We start from the raw sequence: 25924 nt of genomic DNA, 5'->3' as shown, positions 1-25924 counted from the left end.
CAAAAGACATTATTCAGGAGCTTCTTCATATCCAAAATATCTGGTAAATTCATATGAATTACCGCTCTCGCCGTCGAAGGTTGCTGTGACCTTAAAGCAATCAATGCAGCCGTCTATCCTGAAATTTTCATATCCGCTTACTTTTCGAACATCAAGTTCCATAATATCCATCATGCGCTTTGTCTCCTCATCAACAGATCCAATCGCTTCATGAAGGAGCATCAGTATAAGAAGATATCCCTTATATTCAGGTCCACTTTCATTTGAACCGGTTACTCCGTGTAGCCCCGAACAAATATTGGTCTTCCAGGAATCATCCGTTTTAAGGATGGGAACTTTGCCGCCTGACATAAGCATTGCGACATCGTTTCTTGCCTCTATAAAACCAAGGATTGCCGGTAAAACAATTCCAACTAATACTGACAGCTCAGCTCCTATAAATGGTATAAGCATACATAGCTCTTTTACCGAGGTTACAAATTGTCCGGGTTTTGTTGACGCATTTAACGCATACACAAAATCAATTCCGAATCTTATAGCAAGAAGCCACCATACTACTGCAGCAAGATTACCTTTATCAGTAGTTTTTTTACCTATGAGATATTCAATCTCATATTGAAGATGTGAACCTTCTTTGGCATGTTTGTAATATCCAAACTTTTCAAAAAGATATACATTGAAAAGACCAAAGTTTTCAAAAAGATTGGCATCAAAGTTATCGGAAAGGCCTGTGCCTGTAAGCTTATCGCTTCTTCCTGTATAAACAGATCCTGCATCAAAGCTTGCATCTGATACGCTTTCTCCAGAAGGTATTACAAGATCAAGGATCGTGAATTTCTTCGTTTCTGCATCCTGCCCGGTAAGACTTGTCATGGTCTCCTGGGTTTCTTGGGCATCGTCAAGATTCAGTTCTCCCTCTGTATGCCCTTCCATGTCATCATTAGCATGATCATCGAATAATCCTGATATCTTTTCATAAAAGCTTATGAGTTCATCAGGGAAGGTTATCTCATCGCCGCCTGCGCCTTCTCCTTCGACATCAGCTTTGCCGCTTTGTGCTTCCTCGGCATCACCAAGAAGTCCTTCAAGAGGCTCTGACTCAAGATATGAAAAGATCTGCCTTTGAACTACAGCGCTTCCGTTATCACCGGCAAAGGTGTACTCACCTACGCTGACATCTGCTAAAGATAATTCTGAGAAGTTACTGGTATTAAGAAGAAATTCTCCTATGGCAGAAATAGTGTTTCCATCCGTGTTGGCACTAAGGTAATAATCAAGCCTTTCTGTCATATTGGACAAAGAAGGGGAACCTTTGTCATAGGCTGTATCAACCATCAAAAGACCGTACTGCTCGCGAAGGGGTCTGTTATATTCGCCAAGTACTGCATTTCCTGAAATATCTGTAACTATCTCAACCTTCATCTTTTCAGCTCTTATTCTGGCGCCTGTAAAAAGCGCCAGTACAAGAGATAAAAGAATAGGAAGCATTAGAGCCATAAAGACGGTAAGTGAAGCATTTTGGTCATCCCTCTTCCGGGACATAGAATAATAGCTTTCTGTGTTAGAATTCATGATCAACCTCATGTCCTTACAGCTGCGAATAAATTAATATGTTGCAGCCTGGCTTACACCACTGTCGATCGTGCCGAATACTGTTTCAAGAACTCCGTTGATGTTCTCCTTAAATACAAGAACAAGTCCGATAAGAACTACGATGATAAGAACGATCTCGATTGTTCCCATTCCTGCGTTGTCATCAGCAAGTGATGCGTCAAGATTTCTGCATGCAAGACGGTTTGATGCAACAGCCTTTGCAATAGCAAGTTTCATTTTTGCGTTTTCCATAACTTTTTTCATTTCTTTTTCTCCTTTTGTTAAAAAAAGTATTTTTCTATAGTAAGCAGAATGATCTTTACTGAATCTAATGAACAGTTTTGAATGATTCTGCATGCTACCTTTTATTAAAACGATGTGAATGCCGGGTACATGATGATCACCATTACTATTCCAAGCATCATCATCATAGGTGCAAGAAGCCTTGTGGTTACTTTCTCACCGGCTTTTCTTGCTATGTTAAGTCTCTCTTCAGAGGCTTTGGCTGCTTCCTGCTTCAAGAGAGCAAGAAGTGAGCTGTTTCCCTTACGAAGGTTCTGGGAAAGCAGATTGACAAGTCTTGTATATGGCTGACTTCTGCACCTGAGTCCAAACATCTCATAGGCTCTTGTCTCTGATTCGCCTGTCCTTAACTCATTGACCATGACTCTTATTTCTTCGTAGGCGTATCTTTTTGGACCGCCTTCACTCAGACTTTTTTCATAGTCAACGCACAGCTTTTCAAATATGCTTCGAACAGTCATGCCCGCTCCAAGATACAGGACCAGTTTTGAAATGATCTGGGAATAATCTTTTATCATTTCTTCTTCACGTTCCTTGATGCTGTTTTTTAACTGTTCATCCTTAATGAAATAAAAGAGGACTCCAACTATAAGAACAAATAGCATCATAAGTACGCTGTTATCTTTGATGTTCTTTTTCCATGTGATCTTCTGATCGTTCATGGTCTCAGGAAGTGTCTGATATACGCCTGTTGCTGAGTTTTCGCTGTTTGTTTCTATAAGCTCTTTCATATGCTGATCCCTGGCCTGCTCAGCGGTAAGGATCTTAGGGTAGACATATACGCTGAACTTCTGCTCAAAGGTAAGTTCCTGCGCTGTATATTTGGCTGTGATATTAACCAGTATTCCTGCGTCCGGAACCTCATCATTTCTGACTTCTCCGGTAAAGCCCAGAACTCTGTACTGATCTGATGTCCATTGAATCTTGAAGGGATATCCTTCGATAGAATTAACCAGATTTAGATCGGAATGAACTTCCTCTAAAGATTTATTATCTGCAAGAATTATTTTTTCCATACGAGCTGAAAGCTCTTTGTACATGACGTTTAATTCTTCATCTGTATACTGCCTTGCATCGACTTTGACATTATAGGTTCCTATCTCTTCTCCATTGCTTCCTACGGCAACGAGATCCTGCGAAGTTGTCATTCCGCCGTAAGATGCCCTGGATAAGCCTGTCTGATTATCAAGGATCTGTTCCTGATTACTTTTGACCGCAAGAAATATCGCTATGATACATCCTGCAGCTACTATTACTATAGAAAGACCTATTTTTTGTATATAATACTCTGCTGCCTGCTCTTCACCTTTATTGGTGGGCTTCAATGTATTTAGATCATTCTTTATCCTGCTTACTTCCAGAGCTCTTTTTCTTCTGATGAACCTGGAATAGATAAAGCCTGCTGCCCTGTATATGGCTCCGGAGATCCCGGTGTTCTCTATACTTTCAGGAAGCTCTTCATCTTTGGAAAGAATACACAGCACGATTATCGAAATAAGAACAAGTGCATATATTCCTGTTTTTATATAAAATTCCATACCCTGTTTCCCCGAATAATTTTGCCATTGTCCATGGCTTTTGAAGCGACGTTAAAATCAGACTTTAACGTCTATGATCTTCTCAATGACCGCATATGCCACAAGATATACCACAAGGCAGACTGTCATGATGACGTCCCCTGCAAAAGTGTCATACAGACTGTTAAAAAATCCCGGATTCATGATTCCGACGTAGGCCATTATGGCGAACGGAACAACTTCCATTATTCTTGCTTCCATCTTGCCTGCGCTTATCATTACGTCGATCTCTTTTTCAACATCTGTCTGAATGGTAATCTGTGCAACGGTTTCTTCCAGCATCTGAGTGATGTTGCCGCCACTTCTTTTGGCAACCGAGAACACATTTGCAAATTCTCTTATATAGGTGTTTTCTGTTCTTTCGCCCATCTCATACAAAAGATCCTCAAGAACGATATTATTTCTAAGTCCCTTACAGATACGCCTTAGTTCCTTACATATTGGAGCCTGTTCTCCATATAGTTTTTTCATATCCTTGTAAGCAACTACAAAGGCATTTTCCAAGGCATATCCTGCCTTCTGGCTGGTTGAAACGGACACGAGTACATCCTTGAACTGCTGCCCTATCTCATGATTTCTTTTGATGTTCCTCTCTTTGCGCATCTTATCTACGAAGGGCACAATGAGAGGAGACAGAATTCCATAAGCCCAGAAGGAATGATAAAAAAGATAACTTATGACCGCTATGATAGCGATTCCTGCAATTATGGCAGGAACATCCTCTTTCTGAGGCCTACGAAGCAGCTCTTTGAGCTTCCGATGGGAGTACCAGTCCGGCAGCTTTAAGCTTATCCCTGTTTTCGAGTTCACCTGTTTTCCTCCACTCTCCTATAACTTTGCCGTTTTCATCTTCTCCTGTTTCAACATACTGCCACAGGACATTCAGTCTTACTTCTCCAGTTTCATCATTAAGGCCTCCCGGGACTTCACAGATTTCAAGTAGCTTTCTGCTTCTGTCTCTTAGCCTTCCAAGATGTACGATAAGGTCTATTCCTGATGAAAGCTGTCTTCTAATAGCAGGAAGAGGAAGGTCCATAGCCATCAGTATCATGGTCTCAAGTCTTGAAAGCATATCCTTGGCACTGTTAGCATGGCCTGTACTCATACTGCCGTCGTGTCCTGTATTCATGGCCTGTACCATATCAAGAGCTTCTCCGCCGCGAACTTCTCCCACAACTATCCTGTCAGGGCGCATTCGAAGACTTGACTTTATAAGGTCTCTTATTGATATCTCCCTGCAGCCTTCAACATTGGCATTTCGGGATTCCATTTTTACTATGTTGGGAACATGCAGAATCTGCAGTTCAGCGTTGTCTTCGATCGTGATGACGCGATCAGTTGAAGGGATACTGTCTGACAACGCATTAAGAAAGGTTGTTTTGCCGGAGCCTGTTCCTCCGCTTATGAAAATGTTATAGCCTGCTCTTACAAGGCTCTGAAGATCTTTGACTATATATTCGGGAACTGAACCAAAGCCTATAAGCTTTTTCATATTGATAGGTTCGTCCGGGAATCGTCTTATTGTTACTATAGGACCGTTAAGTGCTATGGGCGGAAGTACAATATTTACACGTGAGCCGTTTTCAAGTCTTGCATCAACTATCGGCGATGACTCATTTACAACTCTGTTACAGCCTGCAACAATCTTCTGTATAACATCTTCAAGCTTTTCTTTTGATTCAAAGGTCAGATCATATTTGGAAAGGCGACCGCTTTTTTCAATAAAGATGTCATCTTTGCCATTGATCATGATCTCCGTGACAGTAGGATCATCTACAAGATCCTGGAGGACGTCAAGCTTTCGCATCGCATGAAAGAGTTCAGAGCGGAGCGTTCTTTTTTCAGAAAGAGTCATTATCATATCGCTGCAGGAGGATATGACTTCGCGGTCTATCATCTCAAGGATCTCTTCATCGCTTATGTCCCTTGTCATGTCCATGGAGGCAACAAGTCTTTTTCTTATGTCTGTCTTTAATGTTTCAAGTTCAGCTCGCATTTTGTGCCTCCTTATCAGAAAGCTCCTTAGATGCTTCGTGAACGTTATTTACATAAACTTCTATTGCCTGATTTCCTGCATCCATCAGATTGTCAGGGAAGTCGAAGACCATGCTCTTATCAAGGATGTGTCCGTTACCTGAAAGACGTATTGTCCTGCCATAGGTTTCAAGCTTACTTAGTGACTGTCTGTCGCTTCGTCTTATGGTAAAAACGCGGTCACACATGGAAAGGATATCTGTAAAGCCGTCAGCAACCTCTGAAAGATCAAGGACAAGGTACTTGTAAAGTCCTGTTTTTTCTATTTCCTGAATGAGATGAATCCATTCTTCTTTTTCAATACCCTTTAGTGTCAGGAAGGATGTGGCAGGAGGAACTATATCAAGATTTCCCTGCTTAACGCAAACTCTTTCAAGATAAAGGGAAAGTCTTTGCTTATCATTTTCAAAATGATAGAGGAGATCCTGAAGGTTCTGACCGGGCGATGCATGTATTCCAAGGTCTGTAGCAAAGGCTTCAAGATTCATATAAAGTGTTCGACCGTTTCGACCAAGAATCTCGCCAAGCGCCTTGGCAAAGGTTGTCTGTCCGCACCTTTTTACAGGAGAATAAACGCCGTATATGGTAAGCTTTTCATCCTGTCTTTGCTTTGAACTTAAGGTATCGGGCTTATCCATGCAAAAATCCATGAGCTTTTGCATTATCTTGTCCATAGACTGATATTTGGGGGTGGATCTTATCTCAATATCATCGTCTAAGGATTCGACTTCTTTATAGCTTCCATCCTTTGAAGGCTCTTCTAAGATTAAAAGTCTTTCAAATCCGGCATCTCCTACCTTATCATAAACAGATTGAGATACTACAAGCGCTATAGTCTGCTTCTTAAGCTCATTATCATAAGCTTTCAGGTCTTCTTCGTTGGTAAAGTCTACTATCCTGAAGGGGAGCTTTAAGTTACGGCGCAGATATTCATCCAGCCTGAAACAGTAGTCTGCCTCGTTATCGCAGACAGCAATAATATTCCTTTTACTCATTTCTTCCTCACAAAAGGGCGCAAAAAAATTGCGTTTCCAAATCTTAATAATATCGGGAATCGAATAAGTGGCGATGCCATTTATTCTCACGAAAGAATTTCGTGATCTTGTTCGTAATGAACTCGATGCGACAATATTATCAGATGTAAAATGGAAACGCAAGTTCTAATTTTGGTTATTTTGTGGTCGTTATTGCGTATTCTTTTCCATGCTAAAGATATTGGAAACAGCTTCTGTTCAGGCTCTGTAGCCTCTGTTAGTGTAGGGATCTGTAACTATCTCATTGAGATGTCCCGGGCTGTATGTAAGGCCTGCAAATACCTGCTGGGCGCCGGTTATAACAGATGCTGCCTGATTGAGTTTTTCAAGCTCTCTGTAACAATCACGCATTTTTACAAAAATATTGATAACGTCATTGATAAATCCAACATCGCGCCTTATTCCTGCAGACACAAGATGTCTTTTGGAAAAGATATAAAGCTGCATGAAAGTATTCGCTATTCCATATTTGGTATTAAGCGATCTCATAAGCTCAGAGATACAGTTCTGGGCTTTGGTAAGTTCTCTTTCAAAGGTGTCATAGTCTCTTTCCAAAAGGGACTTCTTGGCATCTCTCAGATAATCCAGTGTCATTTCATAGAGTATTGTGATCATCTGAGTTGCATTGGCTTCGGATATTCTTCTTGTATAGTTACTTATCTGTTCTTTGGTCATAGCTTTCTCTCCTTGTTGAGTTATATTGGCACTTTACTCTTGGTTGAAAGTGATGGAGTTTTCGATATCACTTCTAGGAGTTTGAAATTCTTTTAAACTCCCAATTACTGAAGAAGCTGCAGGACTTCGCTTGGTCTTTCATTGGCCTGAGCCAGCATGGATATTCCTGCCTGATCAAGAACTGTGTGAGTTGAATATACAGTCATCTCTTCTGCCATATCTACATCCATGATCCTGGAATATGCAGCTGTCATATTTTCAATAGTTACGTCAAGTGACTTATTGGTATGCTCAAGTCTGTTCTGATATGCACCAAGTCTGCTTCTTGCAGCAGAGATATATGCAAGACCCTTTTTAGCCATATCGATTGCTGCATATGAATCATCCAATGTTTTAGTGTTAAGATTGTAAATTCCTATATTTGAAAGAGACATTGTTGGTATTCTGATATCAAGGTACTGTCCTTCGTTGGCACCGATCTGAACTGCCATCCCGCCGGTAGCTGTAATTTCAAGCTGCAGTGTGCATGGAGTAGTCTCAGGAATTGTTTCATCAACTTTTATCTGGATCTCCTGACCCTTGTTGTTAGAGAATTTTATGATATCTCCATCTATGGAAATGTTTTCATATGCGTTACCCTTGGAATCTGTAAGAGTTCCTTTAGGTGATATCATCTCTCCGTTTTCATATTGGGGGATGATTTTTTTGGTTCCTGTTACGGGATCTTCTTCAAATTCGCATGAAAAGCCGGTTATCTTGGCAATACCTGCAGGTATTTCGTCTGAATATGTACTTACCGTGATAGCGGGGTCGGTTACATATTTGCCTGAACCAGGCTCAAGTACTGTTGCATAACCCTTCAGGTCAAATGATCCGTTAAGGAGCTTTTGTCCGTTAAATTCTGTTGTATCGCAGACTCTCTGGATCTCACTCTTGAGCTGCTGTATCTCTTCATCGATTATCAATCTGTCATCATCTGTATTGGTCTCATTAGAAGCCTTGGTAGCAAGCTCGCTCATTCTCTGGAGCATATCCTGCATCTCGGCAAGGACGCCGTCTGCAGTTTCTACGATTGAGATTCCGTCTGCATTAGAATCATCTGCTGTATCAAGACTCTTGATCTGTGAATTCATTCTTCTTGCCATTGCAAGTCCTGATGGATTGTCCTTGGCATTGGCAATCTTAAGACCACTTGATAATCTTTCAAGTGATTCTGTCAGCTTATTGTCTGTTGTTTTAAGTGCATTGTTTGCTACTAGAGCAGATACATTGTAATTGATCTTCATAGTACTCCTTGTGATCTTTACACTACTTTCAGTGTCTCCTATGCAGTTTATGATCCTTCCATCATGGATATTGAATCTGTAACTGCCTTTATAAATAGTTCCGCTGTCTTTATAAGACTCTTATCAGTAGTATCTGCTTCCCTGCTCACTGCTGCATTTGTGTCATCGCTTGTTTGTTTTGTTACTTCGTACATGATAGAGAGATCTGTTGATGAGATATCTCCTGTCATTATGTACTTTATATTCTCCATAAAGCGTCTTACATCTGCTCTTCCATGAGCTGATGTTGTAAGCATTCCGCCTACCTTTGACGCATCATGAACATTAGGATCTGGCAAAAGAGATAGATCTGCCTTTACTGTTCCGTAGTTTTCGGTTTCAATACTGGCTTCTACTTTAGAGGATGCCCCGTCTCCTTTTTTGAAGGAGATGTGAAGGGATACTTCGCCTGCGCCTGTATCTACAGGAATCTCATAGCTTCCCTTATCAGCCAGGGTACTTGCAACCGACAGCTCTTTGTGAAGAAGTTTTATAGCTTTTATGTCAATATATGTATCGGCTGTATTCATGGCTGTTTCAAGGCTTCTGGCCATATTATCGATAGTATTTTTATAATTATTAAGGTCTTTGAGGCTATCAAGGGCTTCATTTAGATTCGCTCCGCTTAAAGAATCTTTATCTTCCTGATCTTTATCTTGAGGAGCTTTTACTCTTTCTCGAAGCTGATCCCATATCTTATTAAGACATCTTCTTTTTCTTGAAGCGATTATCTCTTCCATGGCTTCAAGGTTTCTTACTGTAACAGGGATGTCTGCCTTTTCAAGCTCCGACGCACTATCTTTTGAAAGTCCGTCTGAAAGAGTGTTTCTTAGATCTTCAAGTTCTTTTTTGTTTACTTCTTTTTCAAGGCGCTTTTCTTCTTCGCCCTGATGCTCCATGGCATCTGCGAATGCGGGAAGAAGGGTATTTTCAATTACGTTACCGGCATTTTCAAATGCAAGCATCTTCTCAGGGCTGATGTTGTCGTATGCCTTATCAGCCTTAGATGAGTAGTATCTGAAGGCTGTTTCTATCTGCACATCGATTGCTGTATTCTTTCTCTCACCAGCTTTAAGTCCGCCAAAATCGTCATCAAACTTAAAGTCCATGCCGCGTTTTGATCTTGTCAAAGTCCTGTTTGCGGTAAGAAGATTACCAATTGTCATCTCTGATCCAGTTTCAAGGACCATTCCTATAGCGGCATGATCTGTCTTTTTAAGATTCTCAAAAAGTCTGTAGATTCCGATGTAGGACTCTTTTTCCTTATCAGTGATCTGGCCGTTTTTTTCAAGCTTATATAAAAATCTTGAGTACTTATCGCTTTGCTTATCAGGATCCTTGTCCTTATCGTCAAGGTATCCGCCAAGCTCATCAAGAGTCATGGCAAGCGGATTGCGACCTTCTCTTATCATGTCAAGAACTGCTGATGGCTTTAATTTATCGATGGTAGAAACAAGCTTATTGTCGATGGCTCTTACTGCTTCAACGCTAGAACTTGTGACCTCTGCATGGTTGTAAGAGAGTATCCGGACTGCGCGTCTGTTGTCGTCTGTAAGCTCAAGGTCTATACCCTTAAGTACTTCATCAACATTTCTGAATGCCTTCTTGATGCTGTCTCCAAGATCGCTTCTAACCTGCGTTCCAACAGCTTCATAGGTTGCCTGGGCTTTTTCGTAAGATGCTTTAAGAGCTGAACCCTTATTAAAGATATCTTCAAGGGTTGCCGACTTAAATTCCTTGGTAAGAGCACCAATTACTGCTGCCGGGGACTCTTTGATAACGCCCACTTCTTCATTAGTCTTTTTATATAGATCATAAAGATCAAGAGCGTTACTTCTGTCAGGGAAAAGAACATTTGCAATCTGGTCATTCGCAGCCTTTAATTCTTCAACCGCCTTCTCAACATACGAAGTATCAATCGTAATACCGCTTCTTAAAAGGCGAAGATTGACTTCTGCGCTCATCTCAAACCTTGTCTCTTCAAGGAAAAGAGATTTCTTAAGGCTAACAGCTTTTTGTACAAGGCTCTCATGATCTGAAAAACTTCCCTGAGTAGCCTTCTTTCCATCTGCTATTGCTGCTGCCGCGCTGTCTATGATGACTTCTCTTGTAAGCGGGAATGAAATATTATCTATCTCTATTTTCTTTTGAAGATTATCTGGAGTAAGTGCAAGACCGTCTTTTAAAAGCTTTCTTGCAGTATCCTGCATCTTCTCATCGGCTGCTTCAAAGCCTGCTTCTTCTATAACTTCAGAGATTGAAGCTGCAATATCATCTAATGCCAAACCAGCTCCAGTCTTGTTAAGATATCCGCCCTCCATATAGTAGGAACCCTGGCCGCTTCTGCGTCCATTGGTTGCATGGTCTGCCAGATAGAAATTGTCTACGGAAGGCTCAAGCTTATTTTCAACAAGGTAGTTTACTGCTGTGTCTTTGGGCTCAGTTAATAACGACCCTTTTTCAACGGCATTAACTACGTCTCTAATATTTTCTTTGGTTGCTGGGATATCATTTTGATGGAAAGCATCGAGAATATCGCCTGCCATGACTTCATTGCCGACGATGTTCTTAAGAGTCTCTATATCAAGATCATCATTATATCCATCTATTATCTGTCCGGACTGAGCCAGGACTGTTTTGACTTTATCAAGTATTGTCACAGCTTCTTGAGGGTCAAGATCTCTCATATCAAAGCCGTCTTCTTTAGCTTTGGCATAGTCTTCCTGCGACATTGTATGTGACATTACAACATCAAAATTATGGACACTTGAAAAATCAAGGCTGTTTTGCTCAAGGCTTTTTGCAAGTGCGCTTGTCTTATTAGAATAAGCTTCTATGTCATGTCTTCCTGAATTAAGATCAACATCTGCGCTCATGCCAAGGTTAACAGGACCTGTCATTCCAAAAGGCTTTGGTGCCATACTACTAGCTGTAAATGAACTGATTCTTTCTGATAAATTATCTTCAGGGGATGCCATAAACTGCCCCAGCGCCGATACGTTTGTCATATAAAACCTCAAAATGCTTTCTCTGCCGGCACGTCCTGTTATGGCTTGGAGAAAAAAATAAAGTGCGGCTGCATATCCTTTGCAGTCACACTTTATTTCGGCACATTATATCAGATTCTTAACCGTATTTGCATTTCTAGTTTGATTTAGTGATTATATAAGATAACCCAAATCACTTATTATCCTCAGATTTCTTAGTGGAAGACTTAGCAGTTTTCTTCTTTGTAATCTCCTTTTTAGCTGTCTCTTTTTTGCCACTTTCCTTTTTAGTAGTTTCTTTTTTGGCAGCTTCTTTTTTGGTGGTTTCTTTTTTAGCAGTTTCTTTCTTTTTTACGGCCTTACTTTTGTCTGTCTCCTTGCCATCACTATCCTCTGCATGGGATGCGCTGCGAAGAGTTCTTGGAGCACGCTCAGACCTTACCATTGTATCTTTCTTGGAAGGATCCTGGAAAAGGAATACTTCTGCTGCGTATGGAGGAAGATCAAATGTCAGTGAATAGTCTTTGTAATCACAAAGACCGGGCTCTGCCTTGATCTTGTCCGGAACGCCTGTACCCATTCCGCCAAATTTAGGATCAGCGCTGTCAAGAATGTGTGTATATGTTCCGGAGAAAGGAACACCAACCTTGAAGCCTTTCCATTCCATTGGAGTAAAGTTTATAACAAAGAGAAGGTTATCTCTTCCGTTTGATGCCTTACGTACAAAGCTGTAGGTACTTCTGTCTGAATCATCTGCATTGATCCAGTCAAATCCGCCCCAGTTATTATCGATCTCATGAAGTGCAGGATACTTGTTATACATTCTAAGAAGCTCTGCTACATAGTCCTTCATTCCTCTGTGAAGAGGCTCTGCAAGAAGTCCCCAGTCAAGCTCTCTCTTCTCACTCCACTCACGCTTTTGGCCAAATTCCTGACCCATAAACAGAAGCTTCTTACCGGCATGACCGAACATAAATGTATAGCCGGCTCTAAGGTTAGCAAACTTATCTGTCTCATAGCCCGGCATCTTCTCAAGCATAGAGCACTTAAGATGTACTACTTCGTCATGGGACAGGGGCAGGATATAGTTCTCAGCTTCGTTATAGCTCATAGCAAAGGTCATCATGTTATGAGCGCCCTTACGGAAATATGGATCAAGCTTCATGTATTCGCAGAAGTCGTGCATCCAGCCCATGTTCCACTTAAATGAAAAGCCAAGGCCGTCATCATCAAGCTTACCTGTAATCTTGGGCCATGCTGTAGACTCTTCTGCTACAGTCATAAATCCAGGGTATGTACCGTGTATAACGCTGTTTAAGTGCTTGAAGAATTCTATAGCTGCGAGGTTTTCATTGCCGCCGTATTTATTAGGAACCCACTGGCCGTCTTTTTTGCCATAATCAAGATAGAGCATTGATGCTACTGCATCAACTCTTATTCCGTCGATGTGGAATTTGCGGATCCAATAAAGTGCGTTAGCTATGAGGAAGTTCTTGACTTCATTTTTTTCAAGGTTAAAAATCTTGGTACCCCAGTCAGGGTGCTCACCTTTACGCGGGTCCGGATCTTCGTAGATGCACTGACCGTCAAAGCGGGCAAGGCCGTGGGCATCAGGGCAGAAATGCGCCGGTACCCAGTCAAGGATAACGCCTATGTTGTTCTCATGGAGACGATTTACAAGATACATGAAGTCAACAGGTTCTCCGTATCTTGCTGTAGGAGCATAATAGCCTGTTACCTGGTAACCCCATGAGCCGTCAAAGGGATGCTCAGCTATACCCATAAGTTCGATATAGTTATAGTTCATCTCTTTAAGGTACTCTACTATGCGGTCAGCGAACTGACGATAAGTATAGAAGCCGTCTTCGGTTCCGTCAGGATGCTTCATCCAGGAACCGATATGGCATTCATAGATAGCTATTGGTTGTTTGTTGAGATCTTTTTTGGATATCTCACTTGTCCATTTATCATCAGACCATGTAAAAGCGGAAAGGTCTGTGGTCCTTGATGCTGTTCCAGGACGAAGTTCAGAAAAATTAGCGTAAGGGTCTGCTTTGTAAAGCTTCTCCCCGCCCGGTGTAGTGATCATATATTTATACAACTCGCCAACACCTACTCCGGGAATAAATAACTGCCAAATGCCGGTTTTGAGTCTTTCCATTTTGTGGACATCTTCATTCCAGCCGTTAAAGGAGCCTATAACATGAACACTTGCTGCGTTTGGAGCCCATACGGCAAAAAACATACCTTTTTTACCGTTTTCCTCAGAAGGATGAGCGCCAAGTTTTTCGTAGATTTCATAATGAGTTCCGTTTCCAAACAGATACTCATCAGCTTCAGAGATAAATACCTTATTTCCCATACAAAACTTCCCGCCTTTAATATTAAGTTATTTATGATCCACTCTTTCGAAATCTTTCTCTGTCAGAATAATCATATCTTCTTCATCATATCGCTTATTGAGTACAACGTCAAAGAAATGACTTATGGTCTTTTTTTCGGCACTGCGAATCGCTTCATCCACGATATCGCGTACCTCAGAGATCGTTACATCATGATCAATGGTCTGCATCTCCTCGATTCTTGAGTGAAGAGAGAGCATACCAAAGTTGTCGATCTTGTACTCACGCTCAAGGGCATACTGCTTGGCATATGCTACAAGCGACTCATTATCAAGCGCTTCTACATCAACTCTTACGTTGAAGCATCCTGAAAGCTCAGGATGGCGCTTTAAGAGACGATCCATATCCTTATGGTTGTCTTCCATGACAATGATTATGCCATGCTTATCTGCTGTAAGCTCTTTGTACAAAGACTCAACAGTATCAGATTTCATATCAGCTGCACGCTGGATGATAAGTGCACCTGAGTCAAGTTTTTCGATCACGCTGCTTACGCTCTTTCTGTTAAGAGCCTGCGCTGTGATCTTGGCAACCTTTCCGGAGAATCCGGAACCATTGGCCTGAACTGACTTTATTAAACCTTTGGCAAGGTTGATCGTGCCTGTACCTTCTTCGCCTGTTACTATGGCATTGTTGGTTGAAGGTGACATATTAAGTGAATCAATTGCCCGGATGATCTGCTTTCTGGACTTACGATGGTGAATATAGGGTCCGAAAAGATCTTTCTCCTCCGGCGTCATAACGCGTACCCTTGTATCCAATTCCTTCGCCTCCGACTCTGTCTCCGCTTCCCCTTCGGAAAAGCCGGCTTCCTGTGCATTGTCTACTGGTTTTTGTTCTGGTTCTGATTCTTTTGTGTCTGTTTCTTCTGTGTTTGCTTCTTCTGTGTTTGCTTCTTCTGAGTCCTCTTTTGATGTTTCTTCTATTGGTGTCTCATCTTCAAGGTCTTCATCTGATTTTTCTTCTGAAGCATCTGCCTCTTCTACTTCATTGTCCTTTGATGCTTCATCTTCTATATCTGATTCATCAGCTTTGGTCTCTTCAGAAGATTCTTTATCTGTATCTTCTTCAGCTTTATCTTCTGTATCGTCTTCCGTCTCGTAGTCGAAAGATTCTCCCAGGCTCATTTCAACTACTTCTTCAGTGTATTCCGGAACTTCGAGAGATTCTGAATCATCCTTTTCTACAACTGTAATTCTTCTCCTTCCGGCTTTTACAGGTGCTTCGGTTTCTGATTCGGAATCTTCAGCATCTTCAGGTTCGGAATCGTCTGATTCTTCTGACTCATCTTCATCATCTTCTTCAGAATTTTGATCTTCTGATTCTTTGAAGTCTACGAATTCTTTAATGTCGTTATTAAAAGCATCAGCGTCGTCTAAATCTTCTGTATGATCTTTGGATTCTTCTAAATCACTGCGATCATCTGAGTCTTTTGATCCAGATTCTAAATCCTTATCTTTAGATTCTTCGGATTCTTCTGACTCCTTTTCTTTTGAATCATTCAATTCTTCTGCAGCATCAGACTTTTCTGACTCATCTTTTGATTCTGTATCCTCAGAATCTTTTTCTTTGATTTCTTCACTGCTATCAACTGCATCTGAATCTTTTTCCTTAGCTGAAATATCCTCAGCCTTTTCATCACTCTTATCATCCGAGTCTGCATCAGGCATGTCATCAACGAGCTTATCAAGATCCATGACATCGTCTTCATCCATGATCTTTTCTTCATTGGCTCTTCTGATGCCTTCAGCTCCTGCTTTGACAAAAGGTTCTGTAGAAGGTCTTACCACATTGCCAGCGTGGCTAAGGAGGGCTCTACCTGCATTTCTTTCAGGCTTTGGACGGTTGCCTCCCATGAGTTCGCGCTTAACTTCTTTCTCCATTTCCTTTTGGAGATCGTATTTAACGTCCTCATCATACTGGCTAATAACTGTGCTGATCTTATCCTGAACGCGCTTGGCAACTTCTTCTTCCTGGCGCTGGCGCTGCTGCTGCTTGATGCGGTTCATGATATCGTCGATACTGATTTGACCTGTGATCTGATCTTCAACTGTATCAGCTTCAGGTACTACCATGCTTATCTGACCATCAGTATCCTGCTTTAAGATATCATCATAATGGCTGGTAGCAACCTTTCTTGTAGGTCTTATGGTAACTCCGGGTTCTTCTTTCTGATCAAGCGGAGCATCTGTTCTGGCCCATGCTGCCGTATCCGGTGTTACAAATTCCTTGGTCGCATCCTCAAAGAACACTTCTGTGGTAGCTTTAACCGGTTTGTTCTTTTCCTCCTCAGCCATGATCTGTTCCATGCTCTCGGCAATGGCTTTCTGGAGGTTAACGGTATCGTATCCTACAGGTTTTGGTGGCGTTTTAGGAACAGAAGGTTCAGGCTTTATGCCTGTATTTACAGAAGCAGGCTCTGTCACGTGAGGAGCCCTTCTGTATGAAGCCATCTGATCTCTTGTCTGCATCGCTTCAGTATACTGACCACCCAGACCTTTATAGGTAGGATTTGTATTCTGGAAATCCTGCTGATCATAATAGCCTGGATTTGTGTTCTGTTGATCTGGCTGGCTATAGTAGCCTGGATTTGTGTTCTGTTGGTCTGGCTGGCTATAGTAGCCTGGGTTTGTGTTCTGTTGGTCTGTCTGGCTATAGTAGCCTGGGTTTGTGTTCTGAAGATCCGGCTGGCCATAGTAGCCGGAATTTGTATTCTGAAGGTCTGTCTGACCGTAGTAACCAGGATTTGTATTCTGAAGGTTTGGCTGGTCGAAATATCCCGGATACATATCTGTCATAGAGGGATTTCTTGCATCCACAGGAGATGAGTAATAAGCCTGCATTTCCTGCTGAGTAGGCATCCCTGCATTTAAGGCAGCCTGCTCTACGGCATTTCTTTCTTCAGGTGAATTATAGAAAGGTTTTGTAGGCTGCTTGGTCTCAGTTATTTCTTTTCCTATAGGATCTTCATCTTTTTTCAAAATGGCTTCACGGTCAATGCTTCCGTCAAGCCCGTTCTTGTATGCCTGATATCTGGCCTGCTGCTCCTGAGACAGCGGCTCGTGAAGTGCCTTGAGCTCCAAGGCCTTCATAACAAATTTGCCCACGCCGAACCAGAGGAACATCTCATCGACTTCCTCTATACACTCTGTTGTCAGGCCTACACGATGGTACAGATATGCAAGCTCATATGCCCACTTCTCTCTGTAATCGTGTTTCTTGAACTCCTCAAGTACTGCAATACGCTCTTCAAGACTTACATCCTGAGCTTCGTAAAGCCTGTACTGAAGGATATAACGTCCGGTATCGCGAGGTGCGATTCGAACGAACTCTTTATAATATTCCACAGCCTGAACAAACTCTCCCATTTTAATGGAGAGTTCACAAAGTGAATATACAATTGCTCTACTGCTGGGATAACGCTCATATGCGAGCAGAAGGATCTCTTTACTTTCTTCGAAACGACGGTTGACCTTATAAAGATCACTGATAGTGCAGAGCATAGTTGTGCTCTTAACACGTCTCCAGTCGATAGTATCTGCAATCTTAACAGCTTCCCCGTATTTGCCTGAAGAAATCAGGACTTTTATCTCCTCTGCCCGAACTCTATATTCATACTTATCCAAAGTCATAGCCCTCTTTTTAAGGATTTTCCCATTTAAAATTTTAACATAGGTCTATCTGTCTGTCAAAAGACAAAAGCCCGAAAATAGCAGTATTTTCGGGCTTTTCTTGGCTATGGCACAACGTTTTTGCGAATATTTTATTGCGAAAATGTCATATGATTATTTAAGTTTTATTTCAGAATAACAAAAAGATGTTTTTTATATTACTCAATCTCATATTATATAAAGACAAAAAACATCAATCTTTTCTGGTAAATCCATAGAGAATATCAGACAGCTGAGCGAATTCCTTAAGAGAGAGCTTCTCTCCTCTTTCGGTTCTTGTACGTCCTATCTTCTCCAGAGCATCGCCTGCCATATCTTTGGATATACCAAGCTCTTTATTATTAGAAAGGCCGTTAACAAGAGTTTTGCGGCGCTGGGAAAAAGCTGCCTTAACCACCTGGAAGAAGAACTTCTCGTCTTCTACGACTACAGGCATCTGCTCATAGCGTGTCATCTTGATAACAGCTGAGTCAACACCGGGCTGAGGAATGAAGGATGATGGCGGAACCACGCATACAACTTCAGGATCAGCATAGTACTGAACAGCTATAGATAAAGCTCCGTACTCTTTTGAGCCTTCTTTTTCCTGCATTCTGTCAGCAACTTCCTTCTGAACCATTACTGTTATTGACTCTACAGGGCTTCCCTCTTCAAGAAGCTTCATGATAATGGGAGTTGTAATGTAGTAAGGAAGGTTAGCTACAACTTTAAAAGGCTTCCCGTTATTTTTTTCCTCAGAAAGGGATTTAATATCAACTTCGAGGATGTCGGCATTAAGAACCTGAGCATTGTCATACTCTGAAAGTGTATCCTCAAGGACTGGAAGGAGCTTGTCGTCGATCTCAACGGCTATTACCTGACCGGCAGCCTCTGCCAGATACTGGGTAAGGGTTCCTATTCCGGGGCCGATCTCAAGTACTGTATCGTCCTTGGTGATACCTGCTGATGATACGATATCTTCAAGCACTCCATCATCGATAAGAAAGTTCTGTCCAAACTTCTTCTGGGCATTGAGGTGATATTTATTTATTACTTCTTTGGTCCTTGCCGGATTTCCAAGATATGCCATTGATATCCTCATCTTTCCGCATTGCCTTAGCTTTTATGAGCAAAAGACGCTGCATTTGGCTAAACTTTATATTCTATAAAACTTCTTAGCATTGTCCATCGTTACATCCATCACTTCCTGCTCTGTAACGCCTTTTATCCTTGCTATCTCCTTCACTACGTACGGAAGGTATAAAGAAGAATTACGCTTGCCTCTGAAGGGCTCCGGGGCCATGTAGGGGCAGTCTGTCTCTAAAAGGATCCTGTCCAGCGGAATCTTCTCAACGGTTTCTTTAAGCTTCCTGCCGTTTTTAAAAGTAACAACTCCGCCAACTCCTATATAAAATCCAAGCTTTACATACTCAAGCGCCTGTTCAGGGCTGTAGGAATAGCAGTGAATATCAGCGACAATACCTTTTGCTGCCGCTTCCTTCATTATCTCCATTGTATCTGCTGCCGCGTCTCTTGAATGAACGACTACTGGGAGGTCTTCTTCTGCCGCAAGCTGGAGCTGCCTTTTGAACCACATGATCTGAGTGTCCCTGTCCGGATTCTCAGGGTAATAATAATCAAGGCCTATCTCGCCTATGGCAACAGCCTTAGGATCACGAGACTGATCTCTTAACCACTCAAGTTTTTCATCATCAAGTTCATTAACATTTTCAGGATGAACGCCTACTGCCGCATATATAAAGTCATATTTATGTGCAAGTTCAAGTGATGACCTAACAGATTCAAGGTCAGCTGCATTATTAACAACTGCCCCTATCCCATTACCTGTCATGCTCTCTATAAGGCTATATCTGTCATCATCAAACTGATGATCATCATAATGTGCATGTGTATCAAATATCAAAGTTGCTTCCTCTTAACTAATAAGATCCGGGCACGTCAGATAGATCAAAAACCATATAAGATCCAGGACATGTCCTGACGTCATTCTATCATATATAGAAAATCGAAAAAACTCTAAGTCTTATGGGTAAAGCAAAATAATTTCGACCATACGAAAAAAGTACCGCCCCACGAGATATACTCATGAAACAGTACTCGGCGTGCGCTGCCAGGGTCTCGAACCCTGGACAACCTGATTAAGAGTCAGGTGCTCTACCAACTGAGCTAGCAGCGCATTTGCTTTATTTTGTTTGCCGCAGTTCCTTGCGACAAAAGATACTTTACTACAACTACATAACCTTTGCAAGTGTTTTTTTAAAAAAAATTTCAAAATGTGAAAACTGACTCAAAACTAAAGAGTTTACCCTCTTAAATTGTGCATCACGACCAAAGAAATCCGTAAAAAAGCTCCCCGAATCCAATTTCGGGAAGCTTTAAGCCTCGTTTATATTCGCATCATTTATTATTTTAATCTATTCTCTTACTCTTACGCAGTTACGTCCGTCCGACTTGGCCTGATATAAAGCCTTATCCATTCGCTCGAAGGCGCTTGTAATGCCATCCTGAGGATATAGAGAGGTTATTCCGATGCTGGCAGTAATACAACCGACATCTTCAAACTGCTGGGTACTTATTATAGTAAGAAGCTTAGTGGAAAGGTTCTGAGCTTCACTAACGCTATAGCCCTGACATACAGCAACGAACTCCTCGCCGCCCCATCGTCCCAGTTTACAATCAAGATCTGCCAGGTAGTCTTTTACTATCTGACTGAAGCACTTAAGGGTCTTATCGCCAACAGAGTGGCCATAATTGTCATTTACCTCTTTGAAGTAATCTATATCAAGAATGATTATAGAAGCTTCATCGCCATTCTTCCTGACTTTCTCAATGGCATTTGTGATCTCTGTTTCAATGCGGCCATGATTATAAACACCTGTAAGGGTATCTATAGATGCCTTTTCCTCAACCTCTTTGAGCAATGAGTACATGCTCTCCATAGATTCATTGATATCCTGAACCATAAATACAAAGCGGAAATCATCCTCATTGTAAGTCTCAGAGCGGCTGAAGATAAGCTTAACCCAGATAAACTTACCTTCAAGGTTCTGCATCTTAACATCAAAAGAAGATGAGTGTCCAGGTGCAAAATGTGTTTTCAGGTACTCAGGGTCTGTTCTCCTAAGGAATTTATCCTTGTCAGCAGGCCAGATCATGTTAACGATCATCATTCTCCAATCCGTATAAAGGATGTGAGAATGCATGTTTTCATCTGAAACCTCTGTTACACTCAGGCTGCTGGTAGTATTTTTTATTAGATCGATATACATGGAAAAAAGATATGTATTCTGAATAGTATGAACTTTGGTAGATGCCATCATATCGCTGGCGGAATCTTCATAATCAAGTTCATTTAGAACAAAGATATATATAGATGAATCCTTGATAGGATATATATTCATCTGAATGATATGCTGTCTGCCAAGATATGAAACCTTACAACGCCTTGTATACTTGTCGTTGTAAGTTCCATAAGAAGACAAAAAGACCTTATAAGAGTCAACAACGTTTTCACCGCTGTCTTTCATGTGGAAAAACAGCTTCTCCAAAAGGTCATCATACTCACCTTCCGGCTGAAAACACTCATCCATGAAACCACGGCTTATTACTCTTCTGTATCTGTTAGTATTTGAATTAATAACAAAGACCTGATCTACAAGGTCAGATAAAAGACTAGTAATAGACTCCGGTGTATAATCCTCGATAATGTTCAAATCCTTTTTCATATACCTCCCAAGGGAACTGATCCCATCCTCCCAAGAAATCGAACAAGGAAAAACAATTGAAAATGACATTACATTAGAATAGTTATAAAAAAGATTTAATTCTCACTCTTCTCAGGGTGCTCTAAGATCTCCTGCATGGTCTTCCATCCAAGAACAGCACATTTAACACGTGCCGGCATGTGAGATACATCCTGAAGGGCTGCAGCCTCGTCAAGCTCCTCTATCTCTTTTTCATCAGTAACATCACCACGGATCATTCCCATGAAGGTGGAGGCAAGCTTAAGTGCCTCTTCCTTGTTCCTGCCAATGATCTGGTCTGCCATCATATCTACAGATGCCTGTGAAATAGCGCATCCTGAGCCATCAAACATAGCATCTTCAATGATGCCTTCATCATTTATCCTAAGCTGAAGAGTGATATCATCTCCACATGAAGGATTAACTCCGCGAAGCTTTAAAGAAGGATTCTCCATCACTCCTCTATGCTCCGGATTTAAATTGTGCTCGTTAACGATCTCGCGATAAAGCTGCTTAATCTCCATAACCCATAACCTTTCTAACGCCTTTTAATGCTTCTAAAAATCTCTTTACCTCTTCCTCTGTGTTGTAGAAATAGAGGCTTGCTCTTGCCGTTGAGCCAACTCCAAGGTACTGCATAAGCGGCTGTGCACAGTGGTGGCCTGCTCTTACGCACACACGGTCTTCGTTAAGTACAGAAGATATATCGTGAGGGTGCACACCATCTATTGTGAATGTCACTATTCCGCAGTGCTTATTAGGGTCTTTAGAACCATATACTTTAATATACGACAATTCGCTCATTCCGTCCATAAGAAGACGTGTGAGTTGTCTTTCTTTTTCTTCAATATAGTCAAATCCGACTTTTTCAATGTAATTTATAGCAGCTTCAAGTCCTACTGCATCTGCAGCATTAACTGTACCTGCCTCAAACTTGTGAGGAAGCTCTGCCCATGTAGCTGAGTCTCTTGTAACATACTCGATCATCTCTCCGCCTGTAAGGAAAGGATCCATGGCTTCAAGAAGGTCTTCTCTTCCATATAAAACGCCGATTCCCATAGGAGCCATAAGCTTGTGACCAGAAAAGGCAAGGAAATCTACTGAAAGGTCCTGAACATCAACCTTCATATGAGGAACTGACTGAGCTCCGTCAGCGATGACAATAGCGCCCTTAGCGTGAGCATACTTGGCGATCTCTTTGACAGGGTTAGTAACACCAAGAACATTAGAAACATGGCCGATAGAAACAATCTTAGCCTTGTCTGTGATCTTAGACTCATATTCCTCTTTAGTAATAACGCCTTCTTCATCAGGCTCAAGCCATATAAGCTTAGCGCCTTTTTGTCTGCACACCATCTGCCAGGGGAGGATATTGGAATGGTGCTCCATTACAGAGATAACGATCTCATCGCCCTCATTTATATTCTTAAGACCATAGCTGTAGGCAAGAAGGTTCATGGATTCAGTTGTATTACGGGTAAATACGATCTCGCTGCTCTTTTTAGCACCTATAAACCTTGCAACTGTCTGCCTTGCATGTTCATAGCGGTCTGTAGCATCAACGCTCCAGTCATAGAGTCCGCGAAGAGGGTTGGCATTTGATCTTTGATAGAAATCTGCCACCTCATCTATTACCACCTGCGGCCTTTGTGCTGTTGCCGCATTATCAAAATATATGTAATCATTCCCCTGAAAAATAGGGAAATCCTTTCTGAAATCTTCTGCCTTCATACTGCCTCCAACCTGAATTTATTTATAACATTGCCCACCACCATAAGGTAGTGGGCTATAAGCCTGGTACTATATTTATTAGACGTTTCTTTAAAGAATCTGATCAAGGAATTCTGAAACCTTTCCCTTAAGATCTTCATCCGGGATCATACGTGCTACATAATCAAGTCTTGCACGGACCATGATCTTCTTGGCTGTTTCCTTATCAATTCCTCTTGCTTCCATGTAGAAAAGCATATCATCTGAAAGCTGGCCAATCGTTGCGCCATGTCTTCCATCGACATTCTCCTCTTTACAAAGAATAAGAGGTATTGATCTGTTGATAACTTCAGGAGAAAGAAGAAGTGTATCCTCCTGCTCATCACCAACGCTTCCTACAGAGTTCTCACGGAAATCAAGAGAGCCTCTCCAGTTCTTTGATGCCTTGTCATCAAGTACTCCTCTGAAGGTTGCCATGGAGTTGGTCTTCTTGCCGCGCTGCTCTGCAACATAGTTAAAGTCATAGAACTGCTCGCCTGTTCCAAGGAAGCCTGTGCTGTTCAAAGACTCTGATTCATTACCAAGAAGGCTTACATAGGCGCCAACATAAGCTTTAGATGCGCCCATCTCCATCTCGACAAGATCAAACTTGCCACCATCCATTACTACTCCGCCAAGGTCATCAAAATGTCTGACCTTCTGGCCCAGCATCTGAACTTTGACAAGGTGAAGGGTAGAGCCCTTACCTATATAAAACTTAGTGCTTACTGCTTCAATTCCATCAGAATCTGCGTCAGAATCATAATCCATTATAACTGTAAGCTCTGAATTATCAGGAACTACTATAACCTGACGGCTTATTGTACTCTCTTTACCAGAAAGGTGGTCGTGGAGCATTACAGGCTCTGATACTGCAGTACCCTCTTTTGCCTTAATGACTGTTGCCTTAACACCGGCGCTTTCTAAAAGGGCATCAACTCCTGATCCCATACCTGTTCTTACAATCTGTCCGGCATGACCAGCTGATGTATCACCATTTGGTCCTACAAGACCAGCGTCTGCTTTTAAATTTGCTTCATGAGAAGGTGCAAAGACGCTCTCTGCCTGCGCTGCTTCAACATCTTCTAAAAGACTTACTCCTTCAGGGACCTTGACTGCTTCTAAAGAAAATGAGGAAAAAGAGATATCTTTTTCACTGACATCTTCACCATTTAACTGAAGCCACCTGTAAGTCCTTGCAGGAAGCTCATTAACTCTCATATCTATATTCATATAACCTCTCATGTCGCGAGTGAAACGAGTGACTAATGGTTGGAAGTGATGGAGCTCGCGACATCACTTCCCAGAGTTTGAAAATGTAATTTTCAAACTCATAACCTCACGTCTGTCTTTTGCAATACTGGTTTATCACCATTACATATTGCCTGACATTTCAAGCTTGATCAGATTGTTCATCTCTACTGCATATTCAAGAGGAAGCTCCTTGGATACCGGATCTGCAAAGCCTGATACTATCATGGCTCTTGCATCCTCTTCCTTGATACCGCGGCTCATGAGATAGAATACAGCATCATCACTGATACGTCCGATCTTAGCTTCGTGTCCAACGTCTGCATCGTTAGTACGGATATCCATTCCCGGGATTGTATCTGATCTTGACTTGGAATCAAGCATCAGTGAATCACAGGAGATAACTGCCTTAGAGTGCTTAGCTCCTGAGTTGATGGTTACTGAACTTCTGTATGTTCCGATACCACCATCTTTACTTATAGACTTAGTACTGATAACGGATGATGTGTATTTACCGTTATGAACAACCTTGGCACCTGTATCCAGATTCTGACCCTTACCTGCAAAAGTGATACCTGTGTATTCCATCTTGGAATGGTCACCCTGAAGGATAGTCATAGGATAAAGGTATGATGTATGTGATCCGAATGAACCTGAAACCCATTCCATTACGCCGCCTTCTTCAACAAGGGCACGCTTGGTGTTGAGGTTGTACATGTTCTTGGACCAGTTCTCAATTGTAGAATAACGAAGTCTCGCATTCTTACCAACAAAAAGCTCAACGCATCCAGCATGAAGATTGGCAACGTTATATTTAGGAGCAGAGCATCCTTCTATGAAATGAAGATCTGCGCCTTCATCTACGATGATAAGTGTATGCTCAAACTGTCCTGCACCAGCCGCATTAAGACGGAAGTAAGACTGAAGCGGAATTTCTACTTTAACTCCCTTTGGTACATATACAAATGATCCACCTGACCATACTGCGCCGTGAAGAGCTGCATACTTGTGATCAGTCGGAGGTACGAGCTTCATAAAGTGTTCACGTACCATATCTGCATACTCGCCGTGAAGAGCACTCTCAAAGTCTGTATAGATTACGCCTTGAGCTGCAACTTCATCTTTAACATTGTGGTATACAAGCTCTGAATCGTACTGAGCTCCTACACCTGCAAGAGATTCTCTCTCTGCCTGAGGAATACCAAGCTTTTCAAATGTGTTCTTGATATCTTCCGGAACATCATTCCAGTCGCCCTGCATTCCTGTTTTTGATCTTACATATGAAGAAATAAGGTCCATATCAAGATCATCTGTTTCAGGACCCCAGTTTGGCATCTCCATATTGTTATATATATCAAGACATTTTAATCGGAACTCTCTCATCCACTCGGGATCATTCTTTTCCTTAGAAACCTTCTCAACGATCTCTTTAGTGAATCCGGCTTCTTCTCGATAAAAGTCTTTATCTGTTTCTACATCTTTAAAGTCGTACATTGACTGATTGATATCAGCAACTGACTTTTTAATATCATCGAACATATCAGTCCTCATTCTACGAGCAAATATTTGCCCGTTTACTT

At 41.7% G+C, this 25924-nt stretch carries 18 protein-coding genes and 1 tRNA gene; all 19 read right to left on the bottom strand.

From position 1 onward, the window contains the following. Window positions 1-9: 9 nt before the first annotated feature. On the bottom strand, window positions 10-1572 hold the full coding sequence (locus WAA20_RS00495; protein WP_073388222.1) for a DUF5702 domain-containing protein: 1563 nt from the start codon (window positions 1570-1572) through the stop codon (window positions 10-12). A gap of 33 nt (window positions 1573-1605) precedes the next feature. Then, window positions 1606-1857, bottom strand: a complete 252-nt coding sequence (locus tag WAA20_RS00490) for a Flp1 family type IVb pilin (RefSeq protein WP_278308447.1) — start codon at window positions 1855-1857, stop codon at window positions 1606-1608. Between the two features lie 104 nt (window positions 1858-1961). Continuing rightward, complete coding sequence (locus tag WAA20_RS00485) at window positions 1962-3434, bottom strand: type II secretion system F family protein (RefSeq protein ID WP_073388224.1); 1473 nt, start codon at window positions 3432-3434, stop codon at window positions 1962-1964. Between the two features lie 57 nt (window positions 3435-3491). Continuing rightward, a complete protein-coding gene (locus tag WAA20_RS00480) occupies window positions 3492-4283 on the bottom strand; it encodes a type II secretion system F family protein (protein ID WP_073388226.1) in 792 nt (263 codons plus the stop codon). After that, on the bottom strand, window positions 4207-5469 hold the full coding sequence (locus WAA20_RS00475) for a CpaF family protein (protein WP_073388228.1): 1263 nt from the start codon (window positions 5467-5469) through the stop codon (window positions 4207-4209). The genes WAA20_RS00480 and WAA20_RS00475 overlap by 77 nt, the downstream gene beginning before the upstream one ends. Then, entirely contained in the window at window positions 5459-6502 is a 1044-nt protein-coding gene (locus WAA20_RS00470) for a hypothetical protein (protein WP_073388230.1), read from the bottom strand. The genes WAA20_RS00475 and WAA20_RS00470 overlap by 11 nt, the downstream gene beginning before the upstream one ends. 237 nt (window positions 6503-6739) lie before the next feature. Next, a complete protein-coding gene (gene fliS / locus WAA20_RS00465) occupies window positions 6740-7216 on the bottom strand; it encodes a flagellar export chaperone FliS (protein WP_073388232.1) in 477 nt (158 codons plus the stop codon). 104 nt (window positions 7217-7320) lie between these two features. Then, window positions 7321-8502: a flagellin gene (locus WAA20_RS00460; protein WP_073388244.1), complete on the bottom strand. Its 1182-nt coding sequence runs from the start codon at window positions 8500-8502 to the stop codon at window positions 7321-7323. A gap of 47 nt (window positions 8503-8549) precedes the next feature. Then, window positions 8550-11549 (bottom strand): DUF6240 domain-containing protein, encoded by a 3000-nt coding sequence (locus tag WAA20_RS00455; RefSeq protein ID WP_073388246.1) that lies wholly within the window; start codon window positions 11547-11549, stop codon window positions 8550-8552. Between the two features lie 172 nt (window positions 11550-11721). After that, window positions 11722-13890 (bottom strand): 1,4-alpha-glucan branching protein GlgB, encoded by a 2169-nt coding sequence (glgB, locus tag WAA20_RS00450; RefSeq protein WP_081373856.1) that lies wholly within the window; start codon window positions 13888-13890, stop codon window positions 11722-11724. 27 nt (window positions 13891-13917) lie between these two features. Beyond that, window positions 13918-17556, bottom strand: a complete 3639-nt coding sequence (locus WAA20_RS00445) for a hypothetical protein (RefSeq protein WP_338801994.1) — start codon at window positions 17554-17556, stop codon at window positions 13918-13920. Window positions 17557-17794: 238 nt separating this feature from the next. Then, complete coding sequence (gene rsmA / locus WAA20_RS00440) at window positions 17795-18670, bottom strand: 16S rRNA (adenine(1518)-N(6)/adenine(1519)-N(6))-dimethyltransferase RsmA (protein WP_073388250.1); 876 nt, start codon at window positions 18668-18670, stop codon at window positions 17795-17797. A gap of 66 nt (window positions 18671-18736) precedes the next feature. Beyond that, window positions 18737-19504, bottom strand: a complete 768-nt coding sequence (locus WAA20_RS00435; protein ID WP_073388252.1) for a TatD family hydrolase — start codon at window positions 19502-19504, stop codon at window positions 18737-18739. A gap of 200 nt (window positions 19505-19704) precedes the next feature. Then, window positions 19705-19777: transfer RNA gene (locus tag WAA20_RS00430), tRNA-Lys, on the bottom strand. A gap of 238 nt (window positions 19778-20015) precedes the next feature. Continuing rightward, window positions 20016-21326, bottom strand: coding sequence for a GGDEF domain-containing protein (locus WAA20_RS00425; protein ID WP_073388254.1), 1311 nt, complete (start codon window positions 21324-21326; stop codon window positions 20016-20018). Window positions 21327-21421: 95 nt separating this feature from the next. Continuing rightward, window positions 21422-21868 carry a Fe-S cluster assembly sulfur transfer protein SufU gene (sufU, locus tag WAA20_RS00420; protein WP_073388256.1) on the bottom strand — a complete coding sequence of 149 codons (447 nt, stop codon included), beginning with the start codon at window positions 21866-21868 and terminating at the stop codon, window positions 21422-21424. Beyond that, window positions 21858-23075, bottom strand: coding sequence for a cysteine desulfurase (locus WAA20_RS00415; protein ID WP_073388258.1), 1218 nt, complete (start codon window positions 23073-23075; stop codon window positions 21858-21860). The genes sufU and WAA20_RS00415 overlap by 11 nt, the downstream gene beginning before the upstream one ends. Before the next feature lie 90 nt (window positions 23076-23165). After that, window positions 23166-24326 carry a SufD family Fe-S cluster assembly protein gene (locus WAA20_RS00410; RefSeq protein ID WP_073388261.1) on the bottom strand — a complete coding sequence of 387 codons (1161 nt, stop codon included), beginning with the start codon at window positions 24324-24326 and terminating at the stop codon, window positions 23166-23168. Window positions 24327-24467: 141 nt separating this feature from the next. Further along, complete coding sequence (sufB, locus tag WAA20_RS00405) at window positions 24468-25883, bottom strand: Fe-S cluster assembly protein SufB (protein ID WP_073388263.1); 1416 nt, start codon at window positions 25881-25883, stop codon at window positions 24468-24470. Window positions 25884-25924: the final 41 nt, after the last annotated feature.

The organism is Butyrivibrio fibrisolvens (assembly GCF_037113525.1).
Classification (GTDB): Bacteria; Bacillota; Clostridia; order Lachnospirales; family Lachnospiraceae; genus Butyrivibrio; species Butyrivibrio fibrisolvens.
Note: the sequence above shows the minus strand (reverse complement) of the source record. Positions and strands in the feature narration are given on the sequence as shown.